This is a genomic window from Acutalibacter sp. JLR.KK004 (assembly GCF_036941085.1).
Classification (GTDB): Bacteria; Bacillota; Clostridia; order Oscillospirales; family Acutalibacteraceae; genus Acutalibacter.
In genome coordinates this window covers 2,033,983-2,060,259 of sequence record NZ_JAYMNQ010000001.1, presented here as the reverse complement: position 1 = coordinate 2,060,259, position 26,277 = coordinate 2,033,983, and the positions used below count along the sequence as shown (strand labels likewise).

General features: G+C 53.2%; 19 protein-coding genes and 1 other RNA gene. 10 read left to right on the top strand and 10 right to left on the bottom strand.

The annotated features are described in order from the left end of the window. Nucleotides 1-89 precede the first annotated feature (89 nt). Nucleotides 90-791 (top strand): hypothetical protein, encoded by a 702-nt coding sequence (locus VSQ30_RS11240; protein ID WP_160642729.1) that lies wholly within the window; start codon nucleotides 90-92, stop codon nucleotides 789-791. A gap of 331 nt (nucleotides 792-1,122) precedes the next feature. Further along, on the top strand, nucleotides 1,123-2,094 hold the full coding sequence (locus VSQ30_RS11235; protein WP_334464127.1) for a CehA/McbA family metallohydrolase: 972 nt from the start codon (nucleotides 1,123-1,125) through the stop codon (nucleotides 2,092-2,094). 103 nt (nucleotides 2,095-2,197) lie between these two features. Here the strand turns inward: VSQ30_RS11235 and VSQ30_RS11230 are convergent, their stop codons facing one another. Further along, nucleotides 2,198-3,901, bottom strand: a complete 1,704-nt coding sequence (locus tag VSQ30_RS11230) for an S-layer homology domain-containing protein (RefSeq protein ID WP_334464125.1) — start codon at nucleotides 3,899-3,901, stop codon at nucleotides 2,198-2,200. A 91-nt stretch (nucleotides 3,902-3,992) separates the two neighbouring features. Then, nucleotides 3,993-5,225, bottom strand: a complete 1,233-nt coding sequence (locus VSQ30_RS11225; RefSeq protein ID WP_334464123.1) for a glycerate kinase type-2 family protein — start codon at nucleotides 5,223-5,225, stop codon at nucleotides 3,993-3,995. Between the two features lie 225 nt (nucleotides 5,226-5,450). On the opposite strand from VSQ30_RS11225, the gene VSQ30_RS11220 reads away from it, so the two are divergent. The 4 genes from VSQ30_RS11220 (at nucleotide 5,451) to VSQ30_RS11205 (ending at nucleotide 9,419) form a co-directional block, all read left to right on the top strand. Continuing rightward, nucleotides 5,451-6,620, top strand: a complete 1,170-nt coding sequence (locus tag VSQ30_RS11220; RefSeq protein WP_160642732.1) for an amidohydrolase — start codon at nucleotides 5,451-5,453, stop codon at nucleotides 6,618-6,620. 9 nt (nucleotides 6,621-6,629) lie between these two features. After that, nucleotides 6,630-7,016 carry a NusG domain II-containing protein gene (locus VSQ30_RS11215; RefSeq protein ID WP_334464121.1) on the top strand — a complete coding sequence of 129 codons (387 nt, stop codon included), beginning with the start codon at nucleotides 6,630-6,632 and terminating at the stop codon, nucleotides 7,014-7,016. 13 nt (nucleotides 7,017-7,029) lie between these two features. After that, nucleotides 7,030-7,584, top strand: a complete 555-nt coding sequence (locus VSQ30_RS11210) for a Gx transporter family protein (protein WP_334464120.1) — start codon at nucleotides 7,030-7,032, stop codon at nucleotides 7,582-7,584. Nucleotides 7,585-8,048: 464 nt separating this feature from the next. After that, entirely contained in the window at nucleotides 8,049-9,419 is a 1,371-nt protein-coding gene (locus tag VSQ30_RS11205; protein WP_334464119.1) for a TrpB-like pyridoxal phosphate-dependent enzyme, read from the top strand. 71 nt (nucleotides 9,420-9,490) lie between these two features. Here the strand turns inward: VSQ30_RS11205 and VSQ30_RS11200 are convergent, their stop codons facing one another. Continuing rightward, entirely contained in the window at nucleotides 9,491-11,074 is a 1,584-nt protein-coding gene (locus tag VSQ30_RS11200; protein WP_334464118.1) for a mannitol dehydrogenase family protein, read from the bottom strand. Nucleotides 11,075-11,363: 289 nt separating this feature from the next. Here VSQ30_RS11200 and VSQ30_RS11195 point away from each other — a divergent pair, with 289 nt between their 5' ends. After that, nucleotides 11,364-11,771 carry a BlaI/MecI/CopY family transcriptional regulator gene (locus VSQ30_RS11195; protein WP_334464117.1) on the top strand — a complete coding sequence of 136 codons (408 nt, stop codon included), beginning with the start codon at nucleotides 11,364-11,366 and terminating at the stop codon, nucleotides 11,769-11,771. Continuing rightward, the gene (locus tag VSQ30_RS11190) at nucleotides 11,768-13,003 is read left to right on the top strand and encodes a M56 family metallopeptidase (protein ID WP_334464115.1); all 1,236 of its coding nucleotides are present in this window, start codon (nucleotides 11,768-11,770) and stop codon (nucleotides 13,001-13,003) included. The genes VSQ30_RS11195 and VSQ30_RS11190 overlap by 4 nt, the downstream gene beginning before the upstream one ends. Before the next feature lie 222 nt (nucleotides 13,004-13,225). Here VSQ30_RS11190 and VSQ30_RS11185 read toward each other — a convergent pair whose 3' ends face one another. The 4 genes from VSQ30_RS11185 to VSQ30_RS11170 form a co-directional block, all read right to left on the bottom strand. Continuing rightward, nucleotides 13,226-13,771, bottom strand: a complete 546-nt coding sequence (locus VSQ30_RS11185; RefSeq protein ID WP_334464113.1) for an SLOG family protein — start codon at nucleotides 13,769-13,771, stop codon at nucleotides 13,226-13,228. A gap of 28 nt (nucleotides 13,772-13,799) precedes the next feature. Further along, nucleotides 13,800-14,004: non-coding RNA, 6S RNA (ssrS, locus tag VSQ30_RS11180), on the bottom strand. Nucleotides 14,005-14,063: 59 nt separating this feature from the next. Continuing rightward, nucleotides 14,064-14,366: a DUF1292 domain-containing protein gene (locus VSQ30_RS11175; protein ID WP_160642740.1), complete on the bottom strand. Its 303-nt coding sequence runs from the start codon at nucleotides 14,364-14,366 to the stop codon at nucleotides 14,064-14,066. A 1,270-nt stretch (nucleotides 14,367-15,636) separates the two neighbouring features. Further along, nucleotides 15,637-19,089: an S-layer homology domain-containing protein gene (locus tag VSQ30_RS11170; protein ID WP_334464112.1), complete on the bottom strand. Its 3,453-nt coding sequence runs from the start codon at nucleotides 19,087-19,089 to the stop codon at nucleotides 15,637-15,639. 316 nt (nucleotides 19,090-19,405) lie between these two features. Between VSQ30_RS11170 and VSQ30_RS11165 the strand changes: the two genes are divergently transcribed. Continuing rightward, the gene (locus tag VSQ30_RS11165) at nucleotides 19,406-20,776 is read left to right on the top strand and encodes a hemerythrin domain-containing protein (RefSeq protein ID WP_334464110.1); all 1,371 of its coding nucleotides are present in this window, start codon (nucleotides 19,406-19,408) and stop codon (nucleotides 20,774-20,776) included. 455 nt (nucleotides 20,777-21,231) lie between these two features. Then, nucleotides 21,232-22,911 carry a 2-isopropylmalate synthase gene (gene leuA / locus VSQ30_RS11160; protein ID WP_334464108.1) on the top strand — a complete coding sequence of 560 codons (1,680 nt, stop codon included), beginning with the start codon at nucleotides 21,232-21,234 and terminating at the stop codon, nucleotides 22,909-22,911. Nucleotides 22,912-23,216: 305 nt separating this feature from the next. Here the strand turns inward: leuA and VSQ30_RS11155 are convergent, their stop codons facing one another. The 3 genes from VSQ30_RS11155 to VSQ30_RS11145 all read right to left on the bottom strand — a co-directional run bounded on the left by VSQ30_RS11155 (nucleotide 23,217) and on the right by VSQ30_RS11145 (nucleotide 26,223). Next, complete coding sequence (locus tag VSQ30_RS11155; protein ID WP_334464106.1) at nucleotides 23,217-23,582, bottom strand: DUF4180 domain-containing protein; 366 nt, start codon at nucleotides 23,580-23,582, stop codon at nucleotides 23,217-23,219. 305 nt (nucleotides 23,583-23,887) lie between these two features. After that, on the bottom strand, nucleotides 23,888-25,999 hold the full coding sequence (gene feoB / locus VSQ30_RS11150; protein WP_334464104.1) for a ferrous iron transport protein B: 2,112 nt from the start codon (nucleotides 25,997-25,999) through the stop codon (nucleotides 23,888-23,890). Between the two features lie 2 nt (nucleotides 26,000-26,001). Then, nucleotides 26,002-26,223 (bottom strand): FeoA family protein, encoded by a 222-nt coding sequence (locus VSQ30_RS11145; protein ID WP_334464102.1) that lies wholly within the window; start codon nucleotides 26,221-26,223, stop codon nucleotides 26,002-26,004. Nucleotides 26,224-26,277: the final 54 nt, after the last annotated feature.

Here is a 26,277-nt window from a genome sequence, read left to right as displayed (position 1 = left end):
AAGCCGCCATTTTTTCTTTATGGAATCGTTTAACCCCACTGTACAAAATGTATGATGGAGACGGGATGATATGGAAGGAGGATTTATCTGTGAAAAAAGTATGTATGGCCTTGCTGGTAAGTGTATTCGCCGTTGTTTTTGCAGCAACAGCCTATGCTGCTGATACGCAGAAAGAGCAGGCATATGAGGCGGAAAGCGATAAGATTTATCAAGCCACTTCTCAACGCGTCCGTGCCTATCTGGCAGAGGAGGCAGGTGTTTCTAAAGAGCGGGCTGGCGCGGTGAAACTCAGAGGGGCACAGTGTCAGGAAATCGGCCGCGCCATTGACCAGATTATGCGGGAAGAGTATGAAAAGGCGGGCTGGACAGAGGTTATATCTGGCGCCAGAACTGCCCAGGAGGTATATGAAATTGTATCTCAGGATGTAGACGAGAGAGCGGTTAAACTGGCCTATATGGATTTAGATAATACGCCGGCTGAGCTGCACGACTATATCCTTTCTGCCCGCCGGGAAATTATCTACCGGTTTTCCTGGTCTGCCGACTACGTTGCAGGAGAGCTTGGCTATGGAAGCGCGGAAAATCCGGATGACCGCACCTTTGAGATTTCTCCCAGGTTCAGCGATCTGTTCCCCGGCTGGTATGAGCCAGAGCTGGAATTGGAACTGCCGGACTGGAAGGATGCGCCGAACCCTAGTGTGGATACTGCGGGAAAAGGGCCTCTGGCTGCTGCACTGGTTTCTTCGCTGTCTGAGTCAGCCAGGCTTCATCAGTGTTTGTATAGAGGGTAAACTGCAATATGTATTTATAGGAAGCTGGCGGCTTCCAGAAATCTAACCTGTGCATTTCTGTACAGAAGGCCCTTGCTGCGGCAGCCCTTAAACGGGCGCTGCAGCAAGGGCTTTTTTATAATACAGATTCTTTTTCTCCTACAGGCGATGCCGCTTAAAGCGACAGCCATGAATTGTGCGGTATTGCCTGTAGACAGCCCTCCTAAAACATGGTAGAATAAGGCTGAAAAGACCATGGTCCGGCGGTTCTGAAAAGCGGAAAAAGTCTGCGGCGTGCCTGGGCCGGGGGAGAGAGGGACTACAATAATACGAAAGAAAAGAGGGAGACGCTATGAAGCTGGAAGACAGAGTCCTGCTGCCGGAGGAGGGTTTTTACAAAGCGAACCTCCATTGCCACACCACTATTTCCGATGGAGAACTGACGCCTGAGGAGATTAAGGCGGCCTATAAGGGCCAGGGGTATTCCATTGTGGCCTTCACAGACCACGAGCAGTATCGCTGGCACAAGGAGCTGGACGATGAAAACTTTCTGGCTCTGGCAGCTTATGAGACAGAGATGTGCGGCTTTGAAACCGGCCCTGGCTGCTGGCCGGATTTGAAAACCTATCACTTGAACCTGTTCGACACAGATCCCACGGAAAAGCAGGAGATAAAGGCCCAAAGCCTGCGCCCGCCCCGGCGGTATGGGGATATGGCTTCCCTGAATGAGTACGTCGCCGCCATGAACGAGCTGGGGTTTTTAGTCTGCTATAACCATCCTTACTGGTCGCTGCAAACCTACGAGGACTATAAGGATCTCCGGGGCCTATTTGCCATGGAGATTTATAATTACGGCTGCGAGCATGACGGGCTGTACGGCTTCCATCCCCAGTCTTATGACGAGATGCTCCGCTCCGGGCAGAAGCTTTTTGCCTTGGCTACAGACGATAACCATGACCGCGTGCCCTTTACAGATCCGCTCAATGATTCCTTTGGAGGCTTTGTGATGATAGCCGCTGAAAAGCTTGCCTACAAAAGCGTAATCCGGGCGCTGCGGGCAGGGCGGTTCTACTGGTCTATGGGGCCAGAGCTGAAAGGGGTTTCCATTCAGGACGGCGTGCTGCGGGTGAAAACCTCCCCTGTAGAAAAAATATTTGCCATCCAGAAGGGCCGGGACTGCTACAAGCAGTTAGCCCCCCGGGGTGAAACCATTACAGACGCGGAGTTCCCCCTCACAGGCAAGGAAGGCTGGCTGCGTATAGAGGTGCGTGACGGAAAAGGCCTGTATGCAGGGACAAACGCCTATTTTGTAGAAGATCTGTAAAGGCCTGCCCAGCGCCTTAGAAAGTCTGTAAAATGGAAAGGAACAGCGGCGTGCTGCTTTGCAGCACGCCGCTGTTCCTTTTTTAATAAGCACCTAAAGCCTGTTATTTCTTGCTGAAAACAATCATATTGGTAAGCTTGCGGCTCGGGCTTGCAAGCCAGGATCCGTTTACATACAGGGTGGAGGAAGCGCCGCCGTCCAGGTTCATGGCAGTCTCGCAGCCCAGGGCTGCCATCACCTTGGAAAGGGCGCCCAGGGTGCAGGTGCAACTGACAATCACCACAGTTCCGTCGGTTTTTACGCCAAGAGCCATCCGGGCCCGGGAGCCGCCTGTGAAGCTGGTGTCCAAAAAGCCTTCGTTTTTGTAGGTGGTGGCGTTGCCGTATGCCTTGCCGTTTTTCACAACCGTAGGCCCGGCGCTGAGGGAGGTCTGGATGTCCTGGACGGCAGAGCCTTCATAGGCCACATCCACCCGCAGGGTGTCGCCGGGCTTGGCATCGGTGAAAAGCTTTTCCTCCACCTGGCGTTCGGCCCTCTCTATCAGCAGGAAGCCGCTGCTGGGGATGGGCACATTGCTGGCGTTGCTGTAAACATTGGTAACCTTTCCGTTCCCGTCTACAGCCAGGCCGCGGAAAATCTTGCCGTCCAGGACGCTTTTGCCAAAGGCCCGGGTATAGATCATTCGGGTGGCGTCCGGGGCACGCACAGGCCGGTTCGTGCTCACCCTATCAAAGGAAGCGTATTTTTTTCCGTTTTTTTCCAGGGTGACAGTCTGGTTGATCGTCATAAACTGGATGGATGCCTTGCCGTTTTTGTCCACCACAAAGGCGGGCTTGGGATCCACTGGATTATTGTACACCCGCACTACCTTGCCGCCGCTGACAATGCCGCTGGAGGTGCTGAGGTCACTTCCGGAATTGAAGTCGGCGCCGTTTACAGCTACATAGCCGTTGTTGTTCTTGATGATATTGGAAGCAGTGTCATTTTTATAGAACTGGTTCCCCGCCAGTACAGCCTTGGCGGCATATCCCTTAGAGGGGTCAAGCTCCACGCCCCGCACAGACACGCCTGCCACCGTTTTCCTGAAGGTGACGGGGGCCTTAAACACCGGCTCTGGAGGCTTGGGAGGCTCGGGAGGCTCGGGAATCTGATCGCCCTCAAAGGGAGCAATATCTGCCAGGCGGCACAGCATGGCGGCGGCCTGGTGCCGGGGCGCCTTGCTGCCGGGGGCGAAGGTGCCGTCCGTATTGCCGTTTATAATACCGGCCTTCTGGCAGGCGGCTACGTCCTCTCTGGCCCAACTGGCGATTTTATCCTGATCCTTAAAAGTTATAAGGGGTTTTTTCTCGGTCAAATCCACCTTGCCGGGATAGGCCCTGGCAGCCCGCACCATAAAAGCGGCGGCTTCCTGGCGGGTTACAGGCCCGTTGGGGTCAAACCTCCCGTCGCTGCCGTTGGCAATGCCATGCTGGGCGGCCCAGTTTACATAAGGGTCATACCACTGGCTGGAAGGCACGTCGGTAAACAGGTTCATGCCCTTATACTGGTCAATTTCACTTTGGGGCACAAGGGAAGCCGCCAGCATTTTGACAAACTCCGCCCGACTTACGGAATTGTTGGGGGCAAAGGTTGTGTCGCTGGTGCCATTGATAATGCCCTTGTCTGCCATGGCATACACATAGCCGGCATACCACTCTTTCTTGGGAACGTCATGGAACACTTGGACCGCAGCGGAAGCTGTGGCAACAGGCAGGGCGCTGGCCATAAGGATACAGGCCAACAGGAAGGAACAAACTCTCTTTTTCAAAAATCTTCATCCTTTCTTCTGTCCCGGTGTAAAAAGGGATAGTTTCTTTACGAAATAGGGCGTTGGGGCAAGGGTGTACCTTGGGCCTGTCCTACTGCACCAGCCCCACTGCCACATCGTTGACATTGGTGCCGGTAGGCCCGGTCATCAGCAGGCCCCCGCATTTTTGCAGGGCGTGGTAGGCATCGTTGTTCCGCAGCACAGCAGGGATATCCACTCCGGCTTTTTCCAGTGCCGCCGCAGTGCCGCCGTCTACATAGCCTCCGGCAGCGTCTGTAGGCCCGTCGGTGCCGTCGCTGCCCAGGGAGAACACCGCCGCGTGAGGCAGTCCCGCGATAAGGGGAGCCGCCGCCAGGGCCAGCTCCTGGTTGCGCCCTCCCAGGCCCTTTCCGGTGAGATGCACCACTGTTTCGCCTCCGGCGATAAAGGCCGTTGGCCTGCCCTGCCCGGCATGGGTTTTCAAAATGCTGCCCAGGAAGCTGCCTGCCTCCCGGGCCTCGCAGCACAGCCGGTCTGTGAGGATAACCGGGGCATACCCCAGCTTTTCGCATTCCGCCGCGGCATGGGCGCACAGCTCCCGCACGCTGCCGGTAATCCGGGTTTCCACATTTTCCAGGGACTTGGGGGTTTCCTCCTCCAACAGGGCCAAGGCCTTGGGAGAAAGGCGCAGGCCATACCTTTTCACAATCTCCAAAGCCTCCTCCCGGGTGCTGGAATCCGGGTAGGCGGGGCCGCTGGCAATCATGTCCAGGGGATCCCCGATAATGTCGCTGAGCACAATGCTGAACACCCGGGCCGGGGCGCAGTGCAGGGCAAACCGCCCGCCCTTTACCCCGGACAGCCGCTTGCGCAGGGTGTTCATCTCCACAATGCCCGCGCCGCTTGCCAGAAGCTGGTTTGTGATATCCTGCAGCTCCCCGCCGGGGATGAGGGGCTTTTCAAACAGGGCGCTGCCCCCGCCGGAAAGCAGGAACAGCACCGTATCCTGCTCTGAAAGCCCGGCTGTCAGCTCCAGCGCCCGCCGTGTGGCGGCAAAGCTGTTTTCATCCGGCACCGGGTGCCCGCCTTCCAGGCATTCCACCCCAGGAATATCTCCCAGCACGTGCCCGTATTTTGTGGCCACCACGCCGCCGTCCACCCGGCCCAAAGCGTCCGCAGCGGCTTTGGCCATCTGCCAGGCCGCCTTGCCTGCGGCCACCAGCAGGGTTTTGCCACCCCTGGGCCTGAAATCCTCCAAAGCCCGCCTTACAGCCTCGTCCGGCAGCACTGCCCGCAGGCTTCCTTGGATAATCTGCTGCGCGTTTTGAAACAGGGAACAGTCCATTTGCCTCCCGTCCTTTCCCGGGCGTATGCCCCGCCCATCCTGAATGATTTAGGACAATTATACCACAACCATTGCCCTATGGCAAGATTTCACAAAAACCCTCTTGCAATGGGCTGGGGAAATTGGTATTATTAAGAAAAGTCTTAGGGCAGCGCCGCTGGCACCTTATACTGCTTAGCATGATGCGGTATCGCCTTAACTATTTTCTTTTGTGGAGGTTTTACCATGCTTTTAATTAAGAACGGGCTTATCAGGCCCATTGACGGGGAAGACATCCCCGGCGGACAGGTTTTAATTGACAACGGCAAAATCCTGGCAGTGGGCAAGACAGTGGAAGCGCCTGCCGGCGCGGAAATCCTTGACGCTTCCGGGTGCCTAGTGGCCCCGGGCTTTGTGGAGGGCCACTGCCATATCGGCCTGGACGAAGAGGCCATCGGCTTTGAAGGGGCGGATTACAACGAAAGCACCGACCCGGTCACCCCCCACATGCGGGGTATCGACGGCCTGAATCCCATGGACGAGGCTCTTTTCGACGCCTACAGTCACGGGGTGACCACCGCCGTCACCGGCCCCGGCAGCGCTAACGTGGTGGGGGGCACTTTCCTGGCTGTAAAGCTTTGCGGCAGGCGGGTGGACGACATGGTGGTGAAGAACCCTGTGGCCATGAAAATAGCCTTTGGGGAAAACCCCAAGCGCTGCTACGGCGGGAATAACAAAAAAGCGCCCATCACCCGTATGGGCACCGCCGCCCTGCTGCGGGAAACCCTGCAAAAGGCGCAGAACTATAAGGAAGCCCTGGATGCCTGGGAGAAGGATCCCAAAGAAAACAAGAAGCCGGACTTTGATATGAAGCTCCATGCCATGCTGCCGGTAATGCGGGGGGAGATTCCCCTGAAAAGCCACGCCCACCGGGCAGACGATATCTTCACCTCCCTGCGCATAGCAAAGGAATTCGGGGTGGGTATCACTCTGGATCACTGCACCGAGGGCCATCTCATTGCTGAAGAGCTGGCGGCAGAGCAGCGCCCCTGCCTGGTGGGGCCAACCTTTGGCAGCAAGAGCAAGTTTGAGCTGAAAAACAAGTGCTGGGACACCCCCCGGGCCTTGGTGGAGAAGGGATTAAAGGTTGCCATCATCACCGACGCCCCGGTTATCCCCCTGAAATACCTGCCCCTGTGCGCGGGCCTTGCCATGGAAGCCGGGCTGGAGGAAAAGGAAGCCTGGAAGGCTGTCACCCTGAACCCGGCGGAAATTACGGGTATCGCCCACCGGGTAGGGAGCCTGACCCCTGGCAAGGACGCGGACGTGGTTATTTACAAAGGGGATCCCCTAAAGGACATGCAGTGCAAAACCCTTGTCACCATTATCGACGGAAAAATCGTGTACAAGGCCTGACGTTCTTTTATGGAAACAAAAAAGCTTATGGCGCCCCGGGACGGGCTGCTTCTGCTGGGACTGCTTCTCCTTGCCAGCATCCTTTTCCTGGTGCTGGGAAACCGGCCCCAGGGGACTGCCGCTGTGGTAGAGCGGGACGGGGAAATCCTCTGCCGGCAGGAATTGTCTGCCCTTGCAGCCCCTATGGAGCTGGAGTTTGAGGGGGAGGGGGGGCACCGGGCCACCCTGCGGATTTCGCCGGAGGGCGGGTGTTTTCTTGCGTCCACCTGCCCGGATCAGACCTGCGTGCGCACCGGGGTTATCACCCATGCCGGGGAAACCGCCCTTTGCCTGCCTGCCCGGCTGGTGCTCCGGCTGGAAGGGGCAGCGGGAGAGGCAGACGCGGAAACCTATTAAAGGAGACGGTGGTGTGAAAAACAGTCGAGACAGGGGGGGCGCAGCGGTTTTTACGAAGCAGAAAGCTGCCCGGGTGGCCTTTACGGGCATATTGGGGGCCTTGGCCCTGTCCCTTTCCTTTCTGGAAAGTCTGCTGCCCCCTTTGCCTATGCTGCCCCCGGGTGCAAAGCTGGGGCTGTCCAATATTGCCGCCATGTACGCTGCTGGCAGCATGGGCCTGCCCTGCGCCCTGTTCCTGGCTGTGCTCAAAGGCGGGTTTGCCTTTTTGGGCAGGGGGCTTGCCGCCGGGGCCATGAGCCTGTCCGGCGGCCTGCTTAGCACCCTGGCGGCCTGCTTCCTTTTGCGCCGCACCAGGTGCTCCCTGATGGGGGTGGGGGTTTCAGGGGCGCTTACCCATAATGCCGCCCAGTTGGGAACAGCATGGCTGCTCACCTCCCAGGCAGTCCTGTCCTATGTGCCCGGCCTGATTCTCTTTGGAACCCTTACCGGGCTTTTAACGGGCCTGGCCTTAAAGCTTGTCCTGCCGCCCCTGAAAAAGCTGGGAACAGGGCTGGGGGTCTGGCTGTAAGAAGCTGGAAAAAGTTTGGCCCAGACACTTGACAACCTGGACGCTTTGTGCTATACTGCAAGACAAGAAATAAATACTTGCAAAACCGATGAGCAGGAGTAGTACCGTTTAGCAGGATGCGTTTCAAGAGAGTCCCGGCAGGTGGAAGCGGGGCAGCGCAGGCAGGCGGGAATGGACCTGTGAGGGCCTGCCCGAAGAAAGTTTTCTTTCCTTAGGGGGGACGGAAGCCTGCCGTTATAAAGGATAGCGTATGGAAGTACGCGAAAGAGGTGCGTCCCCCAAAGGGATGAATTTAGGTGGTACCGCAGATGCAAGCGCATTTGTCCTAAGAGATTTAGGATGAATGCGCTTTTTGGTTTTACGGAAAACCCTGCCTTTTGCAGGATTTCCTATGCGGTTATGCAAAATCTTGCGGAATTCCCGCAGGTTTTTATATAGATAAATTCAGGAAAGGAAGAGAGACAATGGAACAGAAAATCCCTTACAAGATCTTTTTAGACGAAAGCGAGATGCCCAGGGCCTGGTACAACCTGCGGGCAGACATGAAGAATAAGCCTGCCCCCCTGCTGAATCCTGATACCCTGCAGCCCGTCACATTTGAGGAGCTTACTCCGGTTTTCTGTGACGATCTGGTGCGCCAGGAGCTGGACACAGACACCCGCTTCTTTGAAATCCCGGAGGAAATCCGGCAGTTTTACAAGATGTACCGGCCGTCCCCACTGGTGAGGGCCTATTTCCTGGAGAAGGCCCTGGATACCCCTGCCAAAATCTATTATAAATTCGAGGGGAACAACACCTCCGGCTCCCATAAGCTGAACTCTGCCATTGCCCAGGCCTATTACGCCAAAAAGCAGGGCCTTAAGGGTGTTACCACAGAGACAGGGGCCGGGCAGTGGGGTACAGCCCTTTCCATGGCCTGCTCTTATTTTGATTTGGACTGCAAGGTGTACATGGTAAAGGTTTCCTACGAGCAGAAGCCCTTCCGCCGGGAAGTTATGCGCACCTATGGCGCTTCTGTAACCCCTTCCCCTTCGGAAGAAACGGCTGTGGGCAGGCGGATCCTGGAGGAGCATCCCGGCACTTCCGGCAGCCTGGGCTGCGCCATTAGCGAGGCTGTAGAGGTGGCAACCTCCACGCCGGGTTACCGCTATGTGCTGGGCTCTGTGCTCAACCAGGTGCTCTTGCACCAGTCCATTATTGGCCTGGAAGCAAAGGCGGCCCTGGAGAAGTACCATATCAAGCCCGATGTCATCATCGGCTGCGCCGGAGGCGGCTCCAACCTGGGCGGGCTTATCTCTCCCTTTATGGGCGAAAAAATCCAGGGTAAGGCTGATTACCGTTTTATCGCGGTGGAGCCTGCTTCCTGCCCCTCCCTCACCCGGGGCAGATACGCCTATGATTTCTGCGACACAGGCATGATGTGCCCCCTCTCTAAGATGTATACCCTTGGTTCCGGCTTCATTCCTTCCGCCAACCACGCCGGGGGCCTGCGGTATCATGGCATGAGTTCTGTGCTGTCCCAGCTCTATGATGACGGCCTGATGGAGGCTGTGTCTGTAGAGCAGACCGCCGTGTTTGAGGCCGCCAAGCTGTTTGCCAGGGTGGAGGGCACCCTGCCCGCGCCGGAGTCCAGCCATGCCATCCGGGCGACTATAGACGAGGCTGTTAAGTGCCGGGAAACCGGGGAGGAAAAGACGATTCTCTTTGGCCTGACAGGCACTGGGTATTTTGATATGACCGCCTATCAGAAGTTTAATGACGGCGTTATGAGCGACTATATCCCCACAGATGAGGAAATTGCAGAAAGCCTTGCAAAGCTTCCCAAGGTTGACTGAGGCGCATAAGCATAATAGTGAAAGGCCCTGTCTGCGTCCAGCAGGCAGGGCCTTTTACTATTGCCAAAGAATTATTTCGTGGTTACATATTTATGGAGCGTCTCCCGCACAGCGCCCGGGCCTGCGTACAGTTCCGCTGTCATGGATTCTACCCGCTCTCCCAGCCCCGCGGCGTAGAGATCCACCCCGAACACGTCCGCCCGGCTGAACAGCGCTTTCAGGCAGGACATGTCCTGCTGTCCCTTTTTCACTTCCAGCGGGGCAACAATGGCCTGCAGTTCCTCCAGCAGGGGATCCGGGGAAGGGGCAAAGGGTGCGCCTGTATCGTCCACGCCCTTGATGTACCGGGCATAGCCTGCCAGCACCAGGGGGATCAGCAGCAGGCTGTCCAGGGAAAGCCCTTGGGCCTGATAGGCCTTGATGGTTTCCCCAAAGCGGACAGGAAGCTTCTGGGAGGTGTCAGTAGCAATGCGCTGGGGCGCGTCGGGCATGAAGGGGTTGGGCAGGCGGCGGGTGAGCACTGCGTCTATAAAATCCGCAGGCTTCAGTACCCCCGGATCCACCACTACAGGCATGGCCTCCTGATATCCCAGCCTGGTAACAAGGCCCCGGATGTCCTCATCCTGCATTTCAGCGGAGATCAGCTCGTATCCCAGCATACAGCCCAAAATGGACATGGCGGTGTGCAGAGGGTTCAGGCAGGTGCAAACCTTCATTTTTTCCACCTTATCCACAGTGCCCCTGTCTGTAAAAAGCACGCCTCCCAGTTCCAGTGGTGGGCGGCCGTTAGGAAAGCTGTCCTCTATCACCAGATACTCTGTCTCCTCCGCGTTGACAAAAGCGGCGGTATAGGTGTTCTTTTCCGTCAGGATTGTCCCGCTGTCTGCAAAGCCTTGGGCTTCCAGCATTTCCCGCACCTTCCCGTTAGGCCGGGGGGTAATTTTATCAATCATGCTCCAGGGACAGGAAACCTTGGTTTCGTCCTGCAAGTAGGACAGGAAAGCCTCCGGCACCAGCCCTGCCTGCACCCAGGCTTTGCCATAGGCCAGCAGGGCCTCCCGCAGTTTGTCTCCGTTATGGGAACAGTTGTCCATGCTTTGCAAAGTAATGGGCCAGGCCCCGGCGCGGCAGCGCTCTAAAAGAAGCAGGGCGGCCTTTCCCATCAGTGCTTCCGGAGCCAGCCCCCGCTGCAGGTCGGCAGGGGAGAGGCCATAGCCCTTTTCCGTAATGGTAAAGCTTACCATCTGCAGGGAGGGGGCCCGGAAGATTTCTATAAGCCGCTCCCAGTCCTGGGGGAGCTGAGGGGAGGCCTTCAGGCTCTCCGCAACGGAAGCCACCACCTGTTTTTCCATGGAACCGTCCGCCTTCAGCACCACCAGCAGGCTCAGATTGTCAAAGGGGCGGTAGGCCCGGTCGATAATTTCATAGTCAAAGCCCTCCGCCACAATCACGCCTTTGTCATACTGCCCAGCGTCCAGCAGCCGTTGCAGCACTGCGGCGGGAAAAGCCCGGAAAATATTGCCCGCCCCGAAGTGCAGCCAGGCAGGCTCTTTCTTGGTGTTCTCCCGAACCTCTTCCAGGTTAAACCGGGGCAGGGCAATGCCGGCCTGCTCCCAGGGGGCCTTGTCCCGTATGCCGTCAAAATGCAGTTTCATACGTTTTCCCTCCCAAAATCAACAAAATATAATGTCTGTCTGGATTTTATCATGTTTTCGCTGCCTTGTAAAGACGGCCTGCTGGTAATGGGTTTATCATTCCGCCTGTAAACAAACCCAACTGCGCATAAAACATGCCAGGAAAATCATAATTTTTATATTGACAAATGCTTTTAAGTGGAATATACTACAAACAGACAGATGCACAACTGTTTCATCTGGTGTGGACAGGTATTTGTGAAGTTCTGTTTAAAACAGGTTGAAAGGAGGTGGATGTATCAAAAGGATAGTGCTGACCAAGCGCGAAGATGAGCTAATGAACTTCCTGTGGGACGCTGGGAAGCCGCTTTTAGTGGAAGAGATGCTGAACACAGGCGGGGAACATGCCTGGAATGAGACATATCTTCGTGCCATGCTGAAATCTTTGGAAAAGAAGGGCGCTGTAGAGTGTTGCGGGTTTCTGTTGCGCAGCAAGCTGTATGCCCGGCAGTTCAAGCCGAAAATTTCCAAAGAGGAGTTCTATATGCAGCTTGCCCTTGACAGAGGCGCAAAGGCGGAAACGCTGTTCCAGGTTGCAGCGGCTGCGGCTATGAAAAGCGGGAATGAAAGCCCAGACGAAGTCAAGCAAAGGCTGGAGGAGATCCTGGAAAAGGAGATCCGGGAAAATGTTAGAACAGGGACTGACGGAGAGAAATGAACATAGAAGTAAGTTTTTTCTCAGTATGTATGGGGATTCTTTTTAGTTCATTTTTTATCGTTGCTGTCCATTTGTTGCGGAATAATAAGGCTTTTTTGAAGGGCTTTGGCGTTATTACAGTGCTGGTGCTGCACGTACTGTCTCTTTGCAGAATGTTGTTGCCTGCAGATTTCCCGTTTACTGAACCCATTCGTGTGGAAAAGATATATAATGACATATATTTGTTTCTCGCGAAGTCCTGTGGAAGCATAGCTGGCAGAGAGTTTAGCATTCTGGATATTCTTCTATGGATATGGTTCTTTGTAAGCGGAGTCTGTCTTGTCTACTGGATGTTTTCTTATTGCAGAAACATGCATCATTTTGGCAGATTTCGGAATAATCGTAACCTGCTGGGCGAGGAGATTCTAAAAGTAGTGCAGAAAGAAACAGGCCGGAAAATGAAAATCCATTTGATGGTTTATCCCACTTTGGATGGCCCGAAGAGTATCGGCTTGTTTAAGAAAATAATTCTTTTACCTGCTAAGGATTACTCAAATGAAGAGTTGTTTTCCGTACTTGTACATGAATACGCACATTTTCTTAACCATGATTTATGGATAAAGTTTCTTGCGAAGCTGTTCCAATGCCTTTTCTGGTGGAATCCCTTAATAATTTTGTTACAGCACGACTTAAGCCAGATACTGGAAATCAAATGCGATTTCACGGTTAGGCAAGTGTTTTCAAAATTCAAGAAGACGGCATACATGCAGACGCTTATCCGGGTTTATGAAGATGAGAGTACGCCTAAAGAAAATACGCACAAAGGGATAATTGCCCGCATACCTTCTCTTTTCTCCTTTGATACATTGTTTCATGGCAAGTTCAAAAACTTGTGGCGTCCTTTTTGGAAACGCGAGAAGCCGCCAGAGAAAACGGAAATTTATGAACGATTCGATATGCTGAGCAATCCTGGAAAACCTGTAACACTTTTCGCGCAAATTCTTTTCTATATTCTTTGTGCGATAGTAATTGTGTGGTCATATTCATTTGTTTTTCAGCCGTTTTATGAGCCACCAACGGAAGAGGTATATACCAATAATTTAACATCTACAGCATTTGTTTTTGATGGTTACATATTAAAAGATACTGATGATATATATTATTTGGTTACAGAAAACGGAGAGTTGTATCCAATAACTAAAGATGCGGCAGAAGCATTTATAGCATGTGGATATTTGCTTAAGGAGGAGTAGGTTGGAATGGACGGAATTATGCCTTTGAGGGATGAAATCCTTATGTATACTCGGATATATAATGGTAGGTTACAGTATCGCCGGTGGAATGCAACACGTAATTACTGGGTGGATCCGTATTGGATTGATGCTCAACCTTAAATGAAACAGAAAATTCACTGCATAAAGCAGTTCCAGGCGGGATACCTTCCGGTAACCCGCCTGCTTTCTGTTTTAATCCTATTATAATGTAAAATAATAGGGATCTATTTCATCCCATGGCTCTGGTTCTTCCCGCATGTCCGCCAGATTGATTACAGGCACGCCTTGCTGCTGGGCGTATTTCACCGTATAGGCAGTGCCGCCGCTGGCTTTGCCTGGCTGTAAGTAACACATGCAATACCCGCTGTGATCCACCATATACCGATTGCGTTGAAACATGCAAGAATGGGTATAGTGTTCGGAAACATAAATGACCTGATCGGCCTGTTCGAGAATTTTATAGTATATCTCAGAGTTTTTCTGGCTCCAGCGGGCATTTTGTTCACGACAGGGCAGTGCCAGGATCAGTTTAAGGTGCGGGAATTGTTTCTCTCTGGCCCATAAAACCGCCTGGGCGGCCATGGTGTCAAACCCCAGGGCACCACCAGCCATAAAGGCTTTAACCCCTTTCCTGGCCGCTAGGGAGGTGATTTCGCTCTGGAGTTTTTGCCGCAGAAGCGTGAGATGTCCACTTTCTATACGTCTATGCCCTGTGAAACAGCAGCATTCTTCCCGGTTAATATTCATAAACATCCCCTTACGCAGCAAAATAAAAAAGCAGCCCGCCCGACCGTATTGTGCATCTCAATAACCTGCTACAGAAAAAGCAGGTGGGTGCCCTCCCGTTTGGTTCTCGCTCCCTTCGTCCAGCAACGGTCAAAGCCGTGCCGGGAGGTCTGCAATCCGCAAGCGGAGGCAAGGCTCCCAATATGAGGAGTGTAGGGTTATATGTGCACAGTCCGCGAATCGGGCAGGCTGTTTTACACAAAAGCCAGCCTGCCGCGCCCAAAGGCGCAGTATTCAATTTCGTGAAAAGATTTTATTCGTCCTCAGGCTCGTCGAAATAGGCTTCATTAAAGCGGGTTTCAAAAATGTCTGCCAGCTTATCCAGCAGCTCGTCGTCATCAACTTCCTGAAGCTGTTCCTCGCCGTCCTCTTCGACAACCTCAAAGATGTAGTAGGTTTCCGCGTCAGAGGAGATGTCCTCCGGATCCTGCTGGGTGGGAACCAGCGCCATATAGTGACCGTCATCGTTATCCAGCTCGTCGATGATTTCGAATTCATGCTCCTGCCCTTCATCGTCGATTAGGGTAATCAGATCGGCCTCATAACCGTTATCCATAAGCAGTTTGCGCTCCTTTCCGAAAGCATGATGAGCTTTCTCTGAAACACATTGTACATAAAAATGGGGCTAAAGTCAAGAGTGAATCGGCAAAAACCACCGGATATCCGTTTTTTTCACGAGGCTTTCACCTCTTTCCGCTTCTATAGCCTGCCCGTTTCCCTGCCCTTTAATGCCCGCAAAGTAATCATATTCCGCAGGCTTGTAAAAAATGCAAAATTTTTTTCAAAAAAGTTTAAAAAACCTATTGACAAGCTCCTGGTTTAGTAGTATACTATAGCCAGAGACAAGGGAATAAGAAAAACTAAAGTCTCAAAAGCGCATTCGCAAACCGGAAGTAGGCAAGGCAAAAGCTGAGCATGAAAACGGTGAGGAGAGAGTAAAAAGAACTGCAAAGCCTGATTTGACAAAGAAAAAATAGCTGCAACCAAAGCTAAAAAGGCAGACAGGTTTTAGTAAACAGAAAAAGTAACTGCAAAGGAGCAGCGAAGGGATTTTCTGAACAGCAAGCAGTTCTGGAAGAGGAGACAATGCGAAGCGCGAAAATCATGAAAGAAAGGCGGGTGAGTCCGATGGATACAGTTGAATCACAGCACCAGGTCTGCGGACTCATAGTCCGCAGATAATAAAAAATCGGGAGAAACGAGAAAACTGAAAGAGGGGTACACCCACTGAAGCATTCTCAAATATGTAAAAGGCCAATAAAGCACGGGACTGCTTAACAACGTCTGGTTATAAGCTTCTTTAAGCGGATAATTTACATAAACATAAAGATAGACGGAAGGCATTAAGCGGCAATGATGTGCTGGAAAAAGAAAGAGGTACACTTCCGGTGTACAGTTTCAAATGTTGGCGGATTGACTAAACAATGTGTCACAGGAAGTTTCCTTAAATAAAAGAGGAAACCTTAATCGGAAAATATTAAGCGCTGTGATGAATGTTGTGATAGAAATCGCATGAGAGACTATATCGAATTACTAACATAATAAGCAGGGATTCGGTTTTAACAGTTCACTCATACGTTAATCTCTCGTAATGAGAGGGGCTTTCAAGGAGCACTTGGAAGCCCCTTTTTAATATTATGCTATGCATTTAAAGGTAAGCTCATTTTAGTTCTTTGGGAAAGCAGCCTTTCAGAAACTGTCTGCAAGTTTCTTGATGCATAAGAGAAGCCCCCGGTTTTTACCGGGGGCTTCTCTATTGAACGCACTTGAAAATGGGAATTTATCTAATTTCAGGCAAAGCTTGTTATAAATATATCTTACAAATTTTACGCCAGGAAATTCATAAGCATCTGGGCCACTTCGGCCCGGGTAGCAGTTCCAGTAGGATCCAGGCGGTTGTTCCCCTTGCCCCGGATAATCTCGTTCTGCACAGCCCAGCGCAGGGCAGGCAGGGCATATTCGCTGGCTTTGCCGGCATCGGTGAAGGGGGAGAGGACATTTTTCTTGCCCTTTGGTTCCCCAGCATACCGCCAGAGGATAGTGGCAAGCTGTTCCCTGGTAATAGAGTTGTTAGGGCCAAAGTGGGTGCTGTCATATCCCATTACATAGCCCTTCTGGGCCGCCCAGTTGACAGCGTTTGCATACCATTCCTTGGCAGGTACGTCGGTGAAAGAACTGCCGTCGCGCACCCAAGGCTTGCCCTCCTTGTTGTAGAGGATTTGCGCCAACTGCGCCCGGGAAAGCTTCTGGTTGGGGGAAAAGACAGTTTTGCTGTCTCCCTGCATCAGGCCGTTCAGTTCTGCAAATTCCACAGCCCCATAGAACCAGTCGCCTTTACGCACGTCGTTAAAGGGATTTTTCCATTGGATAGCGGAGTCAAAGCCCACAAAATAGAGGGAGAAATGGCTTGTGGTATAAGTGGCGGCTTTTTCCACCTGGCTGTACCGGGTCGGGCAGGCCGAGGCTTTCCCTTTCTCGTCCAGATAGTATACAGTGATGCCCGCAGCCGACTGCCCCGGCTTTAAGGTGTAGGGCAGGGAAACTGTGGCTTTGCCTGTGCCAAAATCGGTAATGGCGGCATTGCCCTGGAGGCTTAAATCAAAGGCGGGAGCTGTGCCGATGGACTCCAGTTGCTCAGGCGTTAAATCGTGCCGGTCTTTTGCAAGAATTTTCAGCGTCACCTTGCTGCCTGCCTGCTTCTGAATGGAAGCCAGCGCGGCGGCATCAAAGGAGACGGAGCCTGTGGAGAGCTTCAAAGACAGCCCCTTCACATCGTTGCCCTGGGCCTGGGCCGCAGCGGCAATTTCCCCAATAGCAGCGCCGGGCAGCTCTACTGTGTCAATCTCCTGCTCCAGGCCGGAGAAATCAATCAGCACCATGCCGGTGTCCACCTTTTCCCCAATCACGCTGCCAAGCTGGGTGGTATCAATGGTGCTCACCACAGCGGTGGAATCTTTTATGCTGGCCACAACCTCCACCGTTTTTTCCTCGCCGGAAACCGGGATTTTCACCTCCACAGGCGGAACAGGCACCTCCTCCACCTCGCCGAAGGCCAGCACCTTCACAACGGCATAGCTCCCAGCCTCAAACTTATTAGTTTCCTTCACACGCACGTAATAGGTTCCGGCGGGAAGCCCGGTAATGGTGTTGCCGGTGCAGTCCTTAGCGTTTGTAAAACCACTGTTTGTAGCGTATTCCATTTTATCCGTAGTGCCGCTGATTTGCCCGTCTCTGCCGTCCTTCTTGGTGGGGGAAGTGGCTTTCAGTCCGGTGGGCGCCGCAGGGGCCGCACCCTTGCCAATGCTCCATTTTATTTGTTTTGCATCGGTGGTGCCGTCTGCCCACTGGAATTTTTTAGTATCCTGTAGGGCTGCAGTCGCGGTATACTCGCCTATCTCTGTAGCTGTGTTGCCGACCAGGGTATACCCCGTTCCTGCTTCCACGCCTGTCAGTTCTTTCCCCGTATATTTCAGCCCGGTTTTGGCAACAGGGATAGCGATGGAGGTAGGCTTACCCGGTTCTGGAGACGGAGAGGGGGACGGCGTTGGTGTGGGTGTTGGCGTTGGGGTCGGCGTTGGGGTTTCGCCGTCCGTTGGGATAGTAACAGTAAACTGCGCTTTTGGCTTTACCCCAGCCGCACAGTTAGCTGTGGGAACAGAGATAGTAAAATTATAGGTGCCAGCCGGGATAGGTGTAACACTATTCTCCATTCTGAAAATGAAACTATCATCATAAACTTCAAAGATAAATTTGCTACCTGAATCATTCCAAGTGTAGTAATCGTTTTCGTCAGGTTCGTTATTCTGCACATATTGAGCATCTTTACTATTTATCAGCACAGTTAGACGGATAAACGAAAGAGAGGAAATGGACGCTGAATCCTCCCCAAATTCTACATCATAAGGAATTTCAACCTCTGTTTTATTATCATTTACTTTCGGCGTGTTAGCCGCCAGGCTTTTCACTAATATCTTCTGCTCGGCCCCGGCACTGGGATCTACGACTTTCCAGTTTCCGCTTCCATCATTTTGGATAGTTAGTTTTGATTGATCTGCGGTGTTTTTCGGAAGAAATGAAAAGGAGTTGGAAGCGGACTTGGGAGCTAAGATGAGAAGCTGATTGACCGAGACGTTCCCGGACGAAACATTATTAAACACACTCCCAATCCCAACCTTTGTTTCTCCGCTCACCGTTCCGTTAATGGTAAGCTGCTGTTTTTCTCCCAGCACCAGCGTGCCGCCGCCAGCAAAATTACCGACTGGGGTAGTACAACCTGTGATGTTCAGTTCGGCTCCAGAACGGACGGAAAGTTCTTGTTCATCCCGGAAGCTGCTGTTTGCGCCCATAATCAGCTTGCCCGCCTCAACTGTCAAGCTGGAAATATCCTTAAAAACGCATGTTGGCGTGGAGTTTGGGCTTGCATTGTACACCACTTTCGTCTTTGTAGCGCCAGCTCCGTCCACGTCGGGAATTTTAGCACCCGTAATGGTGACAGTGCCACCTACTTTGTATTTATTAGGATCTGGGCGTGTTTGCTTTGATCCCTGAACTCCTGCTGGATTTCTCTGCTGTGCGCCGCCGGCATAGATTGTTCCTAAAGGAAGCACACCGCCGCCTGCATTTGCATAATTCTCAATGCGGAGGGTGGGGTTCCCTGAAAACGTATTTGCTGTTCCATCAAAGTTATCAGTTGGATTCATAGCGCCCATGCATAGACTGCCTGCGTAAATATTGCCGCTGCCTACCACGTTTGTCTGTTGGTCGTTGCCTTGAAGGTTTGTACTTCCTTGAATCGTGATAGTGTTTGTAGAACCGATGTTAGGAACATCAAAGTTCTCATATGAATTCTTCAGAAGTGTACCGCCAAACACGTTGATAGAGGAGCCCTTGGCTGTTACGCTATCTAAAGTCAGGCTATATCCATTTGCAATAATAGCGTTGCGGGTGCTGGTTGTAAACGTGAATTCGGTGCCTTTAAAAGTTACATTTGCGCCTAATAAAATGCCTCCCCGATAAACACTAATACTTCCACCCTCAATGGTGACGCTTTTGTCGATAATCCAAGGATTGTCACTCGTATTGCCCGATTGTCCGGCAAAAACAGAACCTGAACACTTAATTATATCGCCATCTTGTACATTATTAGTTGAATTCTCAAGATAGGTAATCAGATCTGTGCCGCTTGCAAGGTCATGGACTTTCCCCGCCGCTCCCGCTGCCAAGGGCAGGGCGTATAGGGGGATTGCCAGTGCCAGTAAAAGGCTGATAATTTTTTTCATATATACTCCTCCTGATCTATGATATGCCTGCACGTGAAACCGCGAGCCGAGGGGAAGCTTCCCCTGCCCAGAAAAGCGGGAATCCCCGCTTTTCTAATAGTGTATCATACTCCCTGTATAAAAGTCTACATAAAACTTTTCAAAATAAAAAAATTTATGCCCAGTCCCGCCCAAACAAAAATAAGAATGATTTTCATCTGGACATAAACGGCGCTCCGTGGTACAATAATTTCAGTGGGCTGGCAGGCTTTGGCAGCACGCGCCGGCCCTGGAATTTTTAGAAAGGATATTGTACGCAAAGAGGAGGAAGCTCATCATGGAAAATCAACTGGAATGGCTGGACGAGTATAACATTGGCGTTGAGGTGATTGACAAAGAGCACCAGCGGCTCTTTAAAATTATCAAAAAACTTATGGATTTCAGTGAGGAAGAAAAGAAAAACCAGCGGGCCTGCCAGGAGGGCGTCAAATACTTTAAAGGCCATACCGTGAAGCATTTTGCCGAGGAGGAGGCTTATATGGCCTCTGTGGGCTATGAAGGACTGGAAAGGCACAGGAAAATACATACAGGCTTCCGGGTGAACACCCTGCCCGCCCTGGAGCAGGAGCTGGAAGCGGCGGAGTATGCCCCGGACGCAGTGGATCACTTCCTGGGCGTGTGCGCCGGATGGCTTATCGGCCACACCCTCACAGAGGATCAGGCCATCGTTGGCGGGGCTGTCAGCAAGTGGGAGGGCCTTCTGCCGGAAGAAGAGCTGGCGGCCATGAAAAAGCTGATTGTCCAGTTGGTGTTCGATATGTTCCATCTGGAGTCCCAGGTGATCAGCGACACCTACGGCGGGGAAAAGTTTGGCCGGGGCGTATATTACAGGCTGACCTACGGCGCGCCCAAAGAGGAAAAAAAGCAGGAAGTCCTGTTGATTTTTGAGGAAAAGCTGCTTATCAATACAGTGGGAAAGGCCATGGGCCTTAAAACCAATAAGCTGGACACCAGGCTGGTTCACGCCGCCCGGTATACAGCCCGGCAGTTTGTGGGCCGGGTGCTGGAGAACTTCCCGGAGGCCTCCCGTTACGAGCTGAAGGATGAAAACCTGCTGACGTATGAACAGTTCCAGCAGGTGTTCGACCGGGAAAAGCCCCAGGTAAGCCTGCTGTTCAATACAGGCGGGGCGGGGTATTTTGCCTATTGCATGATTGCCCCCCGCCTGCTGGAAAAGGGCGTGGGCACCTCCCTGGAGGCAGATAACGCCTTGGAAGAGGTGGAGAAGTTTCTGTCCAGGCGGGAAGAAGTGGTGGCGGAGGAGGAGAGCAATCCCAAGCCTAAAGTGCTGGTGGTGGACGATTCCGCAACCATCCGCACCGGCATGAAAACCCTGCTGGGGGAGGACTATGATGTGCTGGTGGCAGAGTCCGGGATATCCGCCATCCGGGCCATCACCCTGGATAAGCCGGATCTGGTTCTGCTGGACTATGAAATGCCGGTTTGCGACGGCAGGCAGACCCTGGAAATGCTGCGTTCCGTAAAGGAATTTGCCAGCCTCCCGGTAGTTTTCCTCACAGGCAGGAGCGATCCGGAAAGCGTGCGCAAGGTTATGGCGCTGAATCCAACTGGTTATCTGCTGAAATATTTAAAGCCTGCGGAGCTGAAGCAGAAAATTGACGCCTTCGTTGCCGCCGCAAAGAAATAAGCTTTTTGCATATGTTTTTCTGCACATATTTCCAGGCGCCTGTTTATGTGCAGACAGCTTTTAAAACAGCCGGAACGCCTGCTGCCTTAGCAGAAAAATCTTGACAAAACAGGCGGGGTGGGCTATAATCTTAGAAAAAATAGAGAGAATGACAGTGACGGGAAGAAGACGCTGCAAGCGGCGTTTCAGAGAGCCTGCGGGTGGTGAAAGCAGGTGCGCGGCCCAGTGTGTATGCTGATCCCCGAGTCGCCCCCCTGAAAGCCTGTGCCGTAGGGAGGGCCGTGCGGCGGCGTTATCCGCCAAGCCTTGTCAGAGGCCTGAAGGGCGCGTCCCGCGCCGAAACCGGGTGGTACCGCGTAAATACCCTTGAGATTTTCGCCCCGGATACAGAAGCAGTTCTGTATCCGGGGCTTTTTCTGCCTCTGGGCAAACCCTATGGAAAGGACGGATTCCTCATGAAGCAAAGCTATAAAAAATACAAGCCCTTCACTCCCCAGCCCCTGCCTGACCGTACCTGGCCCGACAAAGCCCTTACAAAGGCCCCAATCTGGTGCAGTGTAGATCTCCGGGACGGCAACCAGGCCCTTGTAAACCCCATGAACCTGGAGCAGAAGCTGGAGTTTTTCCAGATGCTGTGCAAAATCGGCTTTAAGGAGATTGAGGTGGGCTTCCCGGCAGCATCGGAGACGGAATATGAAATCCTCCGGGCGCTGATAGACCAGGGGCTTATCCCTGACGATGTATCGGTGCAGGTGCTGGTGCAGGCCCGGGAGCACCTCATCCGCAAAACTTTCGAGGCCATCCGGGGCGCAAAAAACGTCATTATCCATTTCTATAATTCCACTTCGGAATTACAGCGCCGGGTGGTATTCGATACGGACATGGCCGGAGTGACAGAAATTGCTGTGGAAGGGGCAAGGCTTATCCGCCGCCTGACCCAGGAGCTTATGGCAAAGGAGCCTGTAAACGTCCGCTATGAATATTCCCCGGAAAGCTTTTCCGGTACAGAGATGGACAACGCTGCCATGATTTGCGACCGGGTGCTGGAAGAACTGGGGGCCACGCCGGAAAACCCGGCTATTATCAACCTGCCCAATACAGTGGAGTTGTGTACCCCCAACACCTATGCCGACCAGGTGGAATACTGCTGCCGGAAAATGAAGCGCCGGGACTGCGCCATTATCAGCCTCCACGCCCACAACGACCGGGGCACAGGTACAGCCGCCACAGAGTTGGGCCTGATGGCAGGGGCGCAGCGGGTGGAGGGCACACTGTTCGGCAATGGGGAGCGCACAGGCAACGCGGACATTATGAATGTGGCCATGAACCTGTATGCCCAAGGGGTGGATCCGGCCCTGGACTTTTCCAACATGAAGCATATCCGCAAGGTATACGAGGAGTGTACCCAGATGCAGGTACACCCCCGCCATCCCTATGCCGGGGAACTGGTGTTCACAGCCTTTTCCGGCTCCCACCAGGACGCTATCAGCAAAGGGGTAAACTACATGGCAAAGCACAGCTCCCCCTATTGGGAGGTGCCTTACCTCGCCATTGACCCGGCAGATTTAGGCCGGCAGTACGAGCCGATTATCCGCATTAACAGCCAGTCCGGCAAGGGGGGCGCCGCCTTTGTCATGCGGCAGAACTTTGGCTATGTACTGCCCAAGGCCATGCACCCGGAGTTTGGGGCCAAGGTTAAGGAGGAGTGCGACCGCCTGGGCCGGGAGATAAGCGCCGGGGAGGTGTTCGCCATTTTCCGGCGGGAATATTTGGACGTGAAAGAGCCATACCACCTGATGGCCTACAAAATCTTTGAAGAGGACGGGGGTCAGGGTCAGGTGGTGGTGGATTTTGAAGGCACCCTGCGTTTTGACAACCACGCCCAGTTTATCTCCGGAAAAGGCAATGGCCCTCTGGACGCGTTCTTCAATGCTTTGCGCACAGTGGGGCTTACAGAATATGAATTTATCTCCTATAGCGAACATGCTGTTTCCGGCGGCGCAGATTCCAAGGCAGTGTCTTACATCCAGCTCCGCTATGGAGGAGAGGTCATTTTTGGCGTGGGCATGGACAACAACATCAGCGTTGCTTCCATCAAAGGCATCCTCTGCGCCATCAACAGGCAGCAAGCGTGACGCTTGTTTCAAGACGCGGGGATCGTAAGCAAAACGGGATCGCTGCGCCGCTGTGCGGCCTGCTCACGAAGGCTGCCGCGTGCCCGGCGCGTATAGTAAACGCACTTGAAAATCGCTGCAGCCCGATTTTCAAGTTGAGCGGCTGAGCCGCCCGGTTCAAAAGAGGTATTCTACCTCTTTTGAACTGCGTTAACTATAAACAGATATTGTGCGAAAATAAAAGCGCCCCCAAGCCTGAAATGGCCTGGGGCGCTTTTAAAAAGGAGGCTGCAAGTGAGCCTGAACGCTGGTCGGTATCCTGCATTTTATATGTTTGCCAGCCTTTGCAGGGCCTCCTCTTTTGTGCTTACAAAGAAAAAATCCTTCCCTTGGTTAGACTCATAGATAAAATCGTGCAGGGGCTTGCTGGTATAGTGGGAAAAATCCCCGAAAATAGCCGCTTTCACATGATAATTGATAAACTTTTGCAGAATTTCCCCTGCAAGCCTGGTGCTGAGGATAAAGAAATCCTCGCATACAAGGCTCTTGTCCAGCACCAGCCTGGCAGCGCCCGTCTCGTATTTAACCGTCATGGCCAAATCCAGGGCGGACTGCGCGTCTGTAATCACCGGGACATCGCTGGAAATAACCGCTATATCCTTCCCGTTTTCCTTTATATATGTAATATCCAAGAATCATTCATCTCCTTTTACCAACCCTGGGGAACAGGCTCTAGCTGGAAAGGAAGTATGCCATATAAAAGGGAAATTGTCAAACCAGCCCCTGGAAAGCGCGGGACAAAAGCTGCCGGCTGCCAGGGGCTGGTTTTCAGGGGTGATTTAGTTCCTGTGCGGAATGATGAACAAACTGTGAATTAGAGGAAAAATGGAAGGTTTCTTGCAAAAAAGCCAGGATTTGCAAACAATTTGTAGCCTTTTCCATTTTTACGAAACCATCAAAATCCCGGCCAGCCAATGCTTTCCCAAAGGCCAGTTCTTTACAGGAACAGCGCTCCTACATGGTATACCACAAAGGTGACAGCCCAGGCCACGGCAATCTGGAAAGCGGCGGTGAGTCCTGTCCAGGCCCAGCTTTCCGATTCCTTCTTAATGGTGGCCAAAGTGGCGGCACAGGGCACATACAGCAAGGAGAAGGTCATGAGGGCATAAGCATTTAAGGGGCCGAAGCCGATGGCGCTGAGGGCCTGGGTAAGCTCTGCCATGCCTGCGGCAGTGGTGGCGTTTCCCACGCTGAACAGCACCGCGCAGGAGGATACCACCACTTCTTTTGCAGAGATGCCCGCAATGAGCGCCACCACAATCTGCCAAAACCCTAAGCCAATGGGGGCGAAGAAGGGCACAATCCACTGGCCTATCTGGGAGCCAAAGGTTTGGGACATGTCCAGAGAATAGCCCTGGGGGCCGAAATTCAAGAGGAACCACATGAGGATGGAGGCGATGAAAATAGTGGTGCCTGCCTTGGTGAGATAGTCCTTTACCTTTTCCCACACATAGATGAAGATGGTGTGGGCGCTGGGGGCCTTATATTCCGGCAGCTCTATGAGCAGGCTGCTGCCTCCGGCGAGGTGGGCGTCGTCCTTTGTCTTGCGGTCGAACAGGTGGATGATAAGGGCGCACAGCACAGCCACCAGAAGCCCCAGCACATACATGGAGTAGGCCGCCAGCATGGCAAATTTCCCGAAAAACAACTGGGAGAACAGCACGTAAATGGGCAGGCGGGCGCTGCAGGACATAAAAGGCGTGATGAGCATGGTTTTAAAGCGGTCACGCCGGTTTTCCAAGGCCCGGGAGGCCATGATGGCAGGCACTGTGCAGCCAAAGCCCAGAATCATGGGGATGAAGGATCGGCCGGAAAGCCCCAGCCTTCCCATAATACCGTCCATCACATAGGCCACCCTTGCCATATAGCCGCTGTCCTCCAAAAAGGCCAGGGCCAAAAACAGGATGACAATGTTTGGCAGGAAGGTTAAAATGCCTCCCACCCCGGCGATGATGCCGTCTACCAAGAGGGAAATAAGGGGCGGGGCTACCTGGAGATATGTAAGCAAAGAGGCGGCCCCGCCGGAGAAGGCCTCCAGGCCCAGCTCAAAATAGCCTTTCAGCCAGTCGCCCACCGTGAAGGTGAAGAAGAACACCAGGGCCATAATCAGCAGGAAAATGGGCAGGCCCCATACCGGGTGGGTCATAAGGGAATCGGCCTTGTCGGTGACAGCGGCTTTTTTGTCCTTATTCACCAGCACTTCGTCGATAACCTCTTTGATAAAGGCATATTTCTCGTTGATAATGTCCTGCTCATAGCTGCGGCTGATAAGGGCCGGATCGGCGAGGGGAAAGGCCTTCGTGATTTCCGGATCCTTTTCCAGCAGCTTGATAGCGTGCCAGCGCAGGTTCTGCAGGGAGGGGTACTGCTTCAGAAGCTGCTCCATCACCTGGTCGATTTTATCCTCTATCTCGTCGCTGTACACCATGGCGAATTCCTTATGGTGCTGGTGCGGGTGCCGGGTGGCGCTGGTGCTTGAGGGCTGGCTGCCATGGTGGTGGATGAGGGGCATGGATTCTTCCGCATCCTTGTGGTGGGCGGCGGCGTGCATGAGGATGTCCAGGCCCGTTTTCCGCCGGGCAGACACAGGGATGACCGGGATGCCCAGCATTTCCGGCAGCCGGTGGGTGTCAATCTCCATGCCACGCTTCTCCACAATGTCCATCATGTTCAGGGCCAGGATAACGGGCTTGCCCAGCTCGATAAGCTGCAAGGTGAGATAGAGGTTGCGCTCCAGGGCGGAGGCATCTGCCACGTCGATGAGCACGTCTACCTCGTCGCTTAAAATATACTGGCGGGTAACCTGCTCTTCCATGGTGTAAGAGGTGAGGCTGTAGGCCCCGGGCAGATCCACTAGCCGGTATTCGTGATCGTGAAGCCGGAAGCGCCCCTCTTTTTTCTCCACCGTCACGCCGGGCCAGTTGGCAACCTTCAGGTTGGCCCCGGTGTAGGCATTGAAAAGGGTGGTTTTGCCGCAGTTGGGGTTGCCCACAAAGCCGATGGAAACCGAGGGCTTTCCCCCCTCCGGCGTGTGCGTTTTATGTTCCATGCTCATCCCTCCTCCACCAGAATGCGGGAAGAAACAGCCCTGCCCAAGGCAAAGCGGCTGCCCCGTATTTTGATAATCATGGCTCCCCGACGCTTTTTCCGCAGTACCTGTACCGGACAGCCCCGGGTCATGCCCAGAGCCTGCAAACGCCGGGTAAGCTCCAGGGGGAGCGCGGTGCCCTCCACCTTATAAAAGGCCCCCGGCCTTCCTTCCTCTAATGTCATGCCCTATACCTCCTTGTAAGCTGTATACCTGCCTGTTTATAAGTTAGTATAAAC

Coding starts and splice junctions, on each gene's coding strand:
- VSQ30_RS11145 (WP_334464102.1), bottom strand. CDS start 26,223: ATGACATTAGAGGAAGGAAGGCCGGGGGCCTTTTATAAGGTGGAGGGC.
- VSQ30_RS11220 (WP_160642732.1), top strand. CDS start 5,451: ATGCTTTTAATTAAGAACGGGCTTATCAGGCCCATTGACGGGGAAGAC.
- VSQ30_RS11185 (WP_334464113.1), bottom strand. CDS start 13,771: ATGAATATTAACCGGGAAGAATGCTGCTGTTTCACAGGGCATAGACGT.
- VSQ30_RS11175 (WP_160642740.1), bottom strand. CDS start 14,366: ATGGATAACGGTTATGAGGCCGATCTGATTACCCTAATCGACGATGAA.
- leuA (WP_334464108.1), top strand. CDS start 21,232: ATGAAGCAAAGCTATAAAAAATACAAGCCCTTCACTCCCCAGCCCCTG.
- VSQ30_RS11205 (WP_334464119.1), top strand. CDS start 8,049: ATGGAACAGAAAATCCCTTACAAGATCTTTTTAGACGAAAGCGAGATG.
- VSQ30_RS11165 (WP_334464110.1), top strand. CDS start 19,406: ATGGAAAATCAACTGGAATGGCTGGACGAGTATAACATTGGCGTTGAG.
- VSQ30_RS11235 (WP_334464127.1), top strand. CDS start 1,123: ATGAAGCTGGAAGACAGAGTCCTGCTGCCGGAGGAGGGTTTTTACAAA.
- VSQ30_RS11200 (WP_334464118.1), bottom strand. CDS start 11,074: ATGAAACTGCATTTTGACGGCATACGGGACAAGGCCCCCTGGGAGCAG.
- VSQ30_RS11190 (WP_334464115.1), top strand. CDS start 11,768: ATGAACATAGAAGTAAGTTTTTTCTCAGTATGTATGGGGATTCTTTTT.
- VSQ30_RS11215 (WP_334464121.1), top strand. CDS start 6,630: ATGGAAACAAAAAAGCTTATGGCGCCCCGGGACGGGCTGCTTCTGCTG.
- VSQ30_RS11170 (WP_334464112.1), bottom strand. CDS start 19,089: ATGAAAAAAATTATCAGCCTTTTACTGGCACTGGCAATCCCCCTATAC.
- feoB (WP_334464104.1), bottom strand. CDS start 25,999: ATGGAACATAAAACGCACACGCCGGAGGGGGGAAAGCCCTCGGTTTCC.
- VSQ30_RS11225 (WP_334464123.1), bottom strand. CDS start 5,225: ATGGACTGTTCCCTGTTTCAAAACGCGCAGCAGATTATCCAAGGAAGC.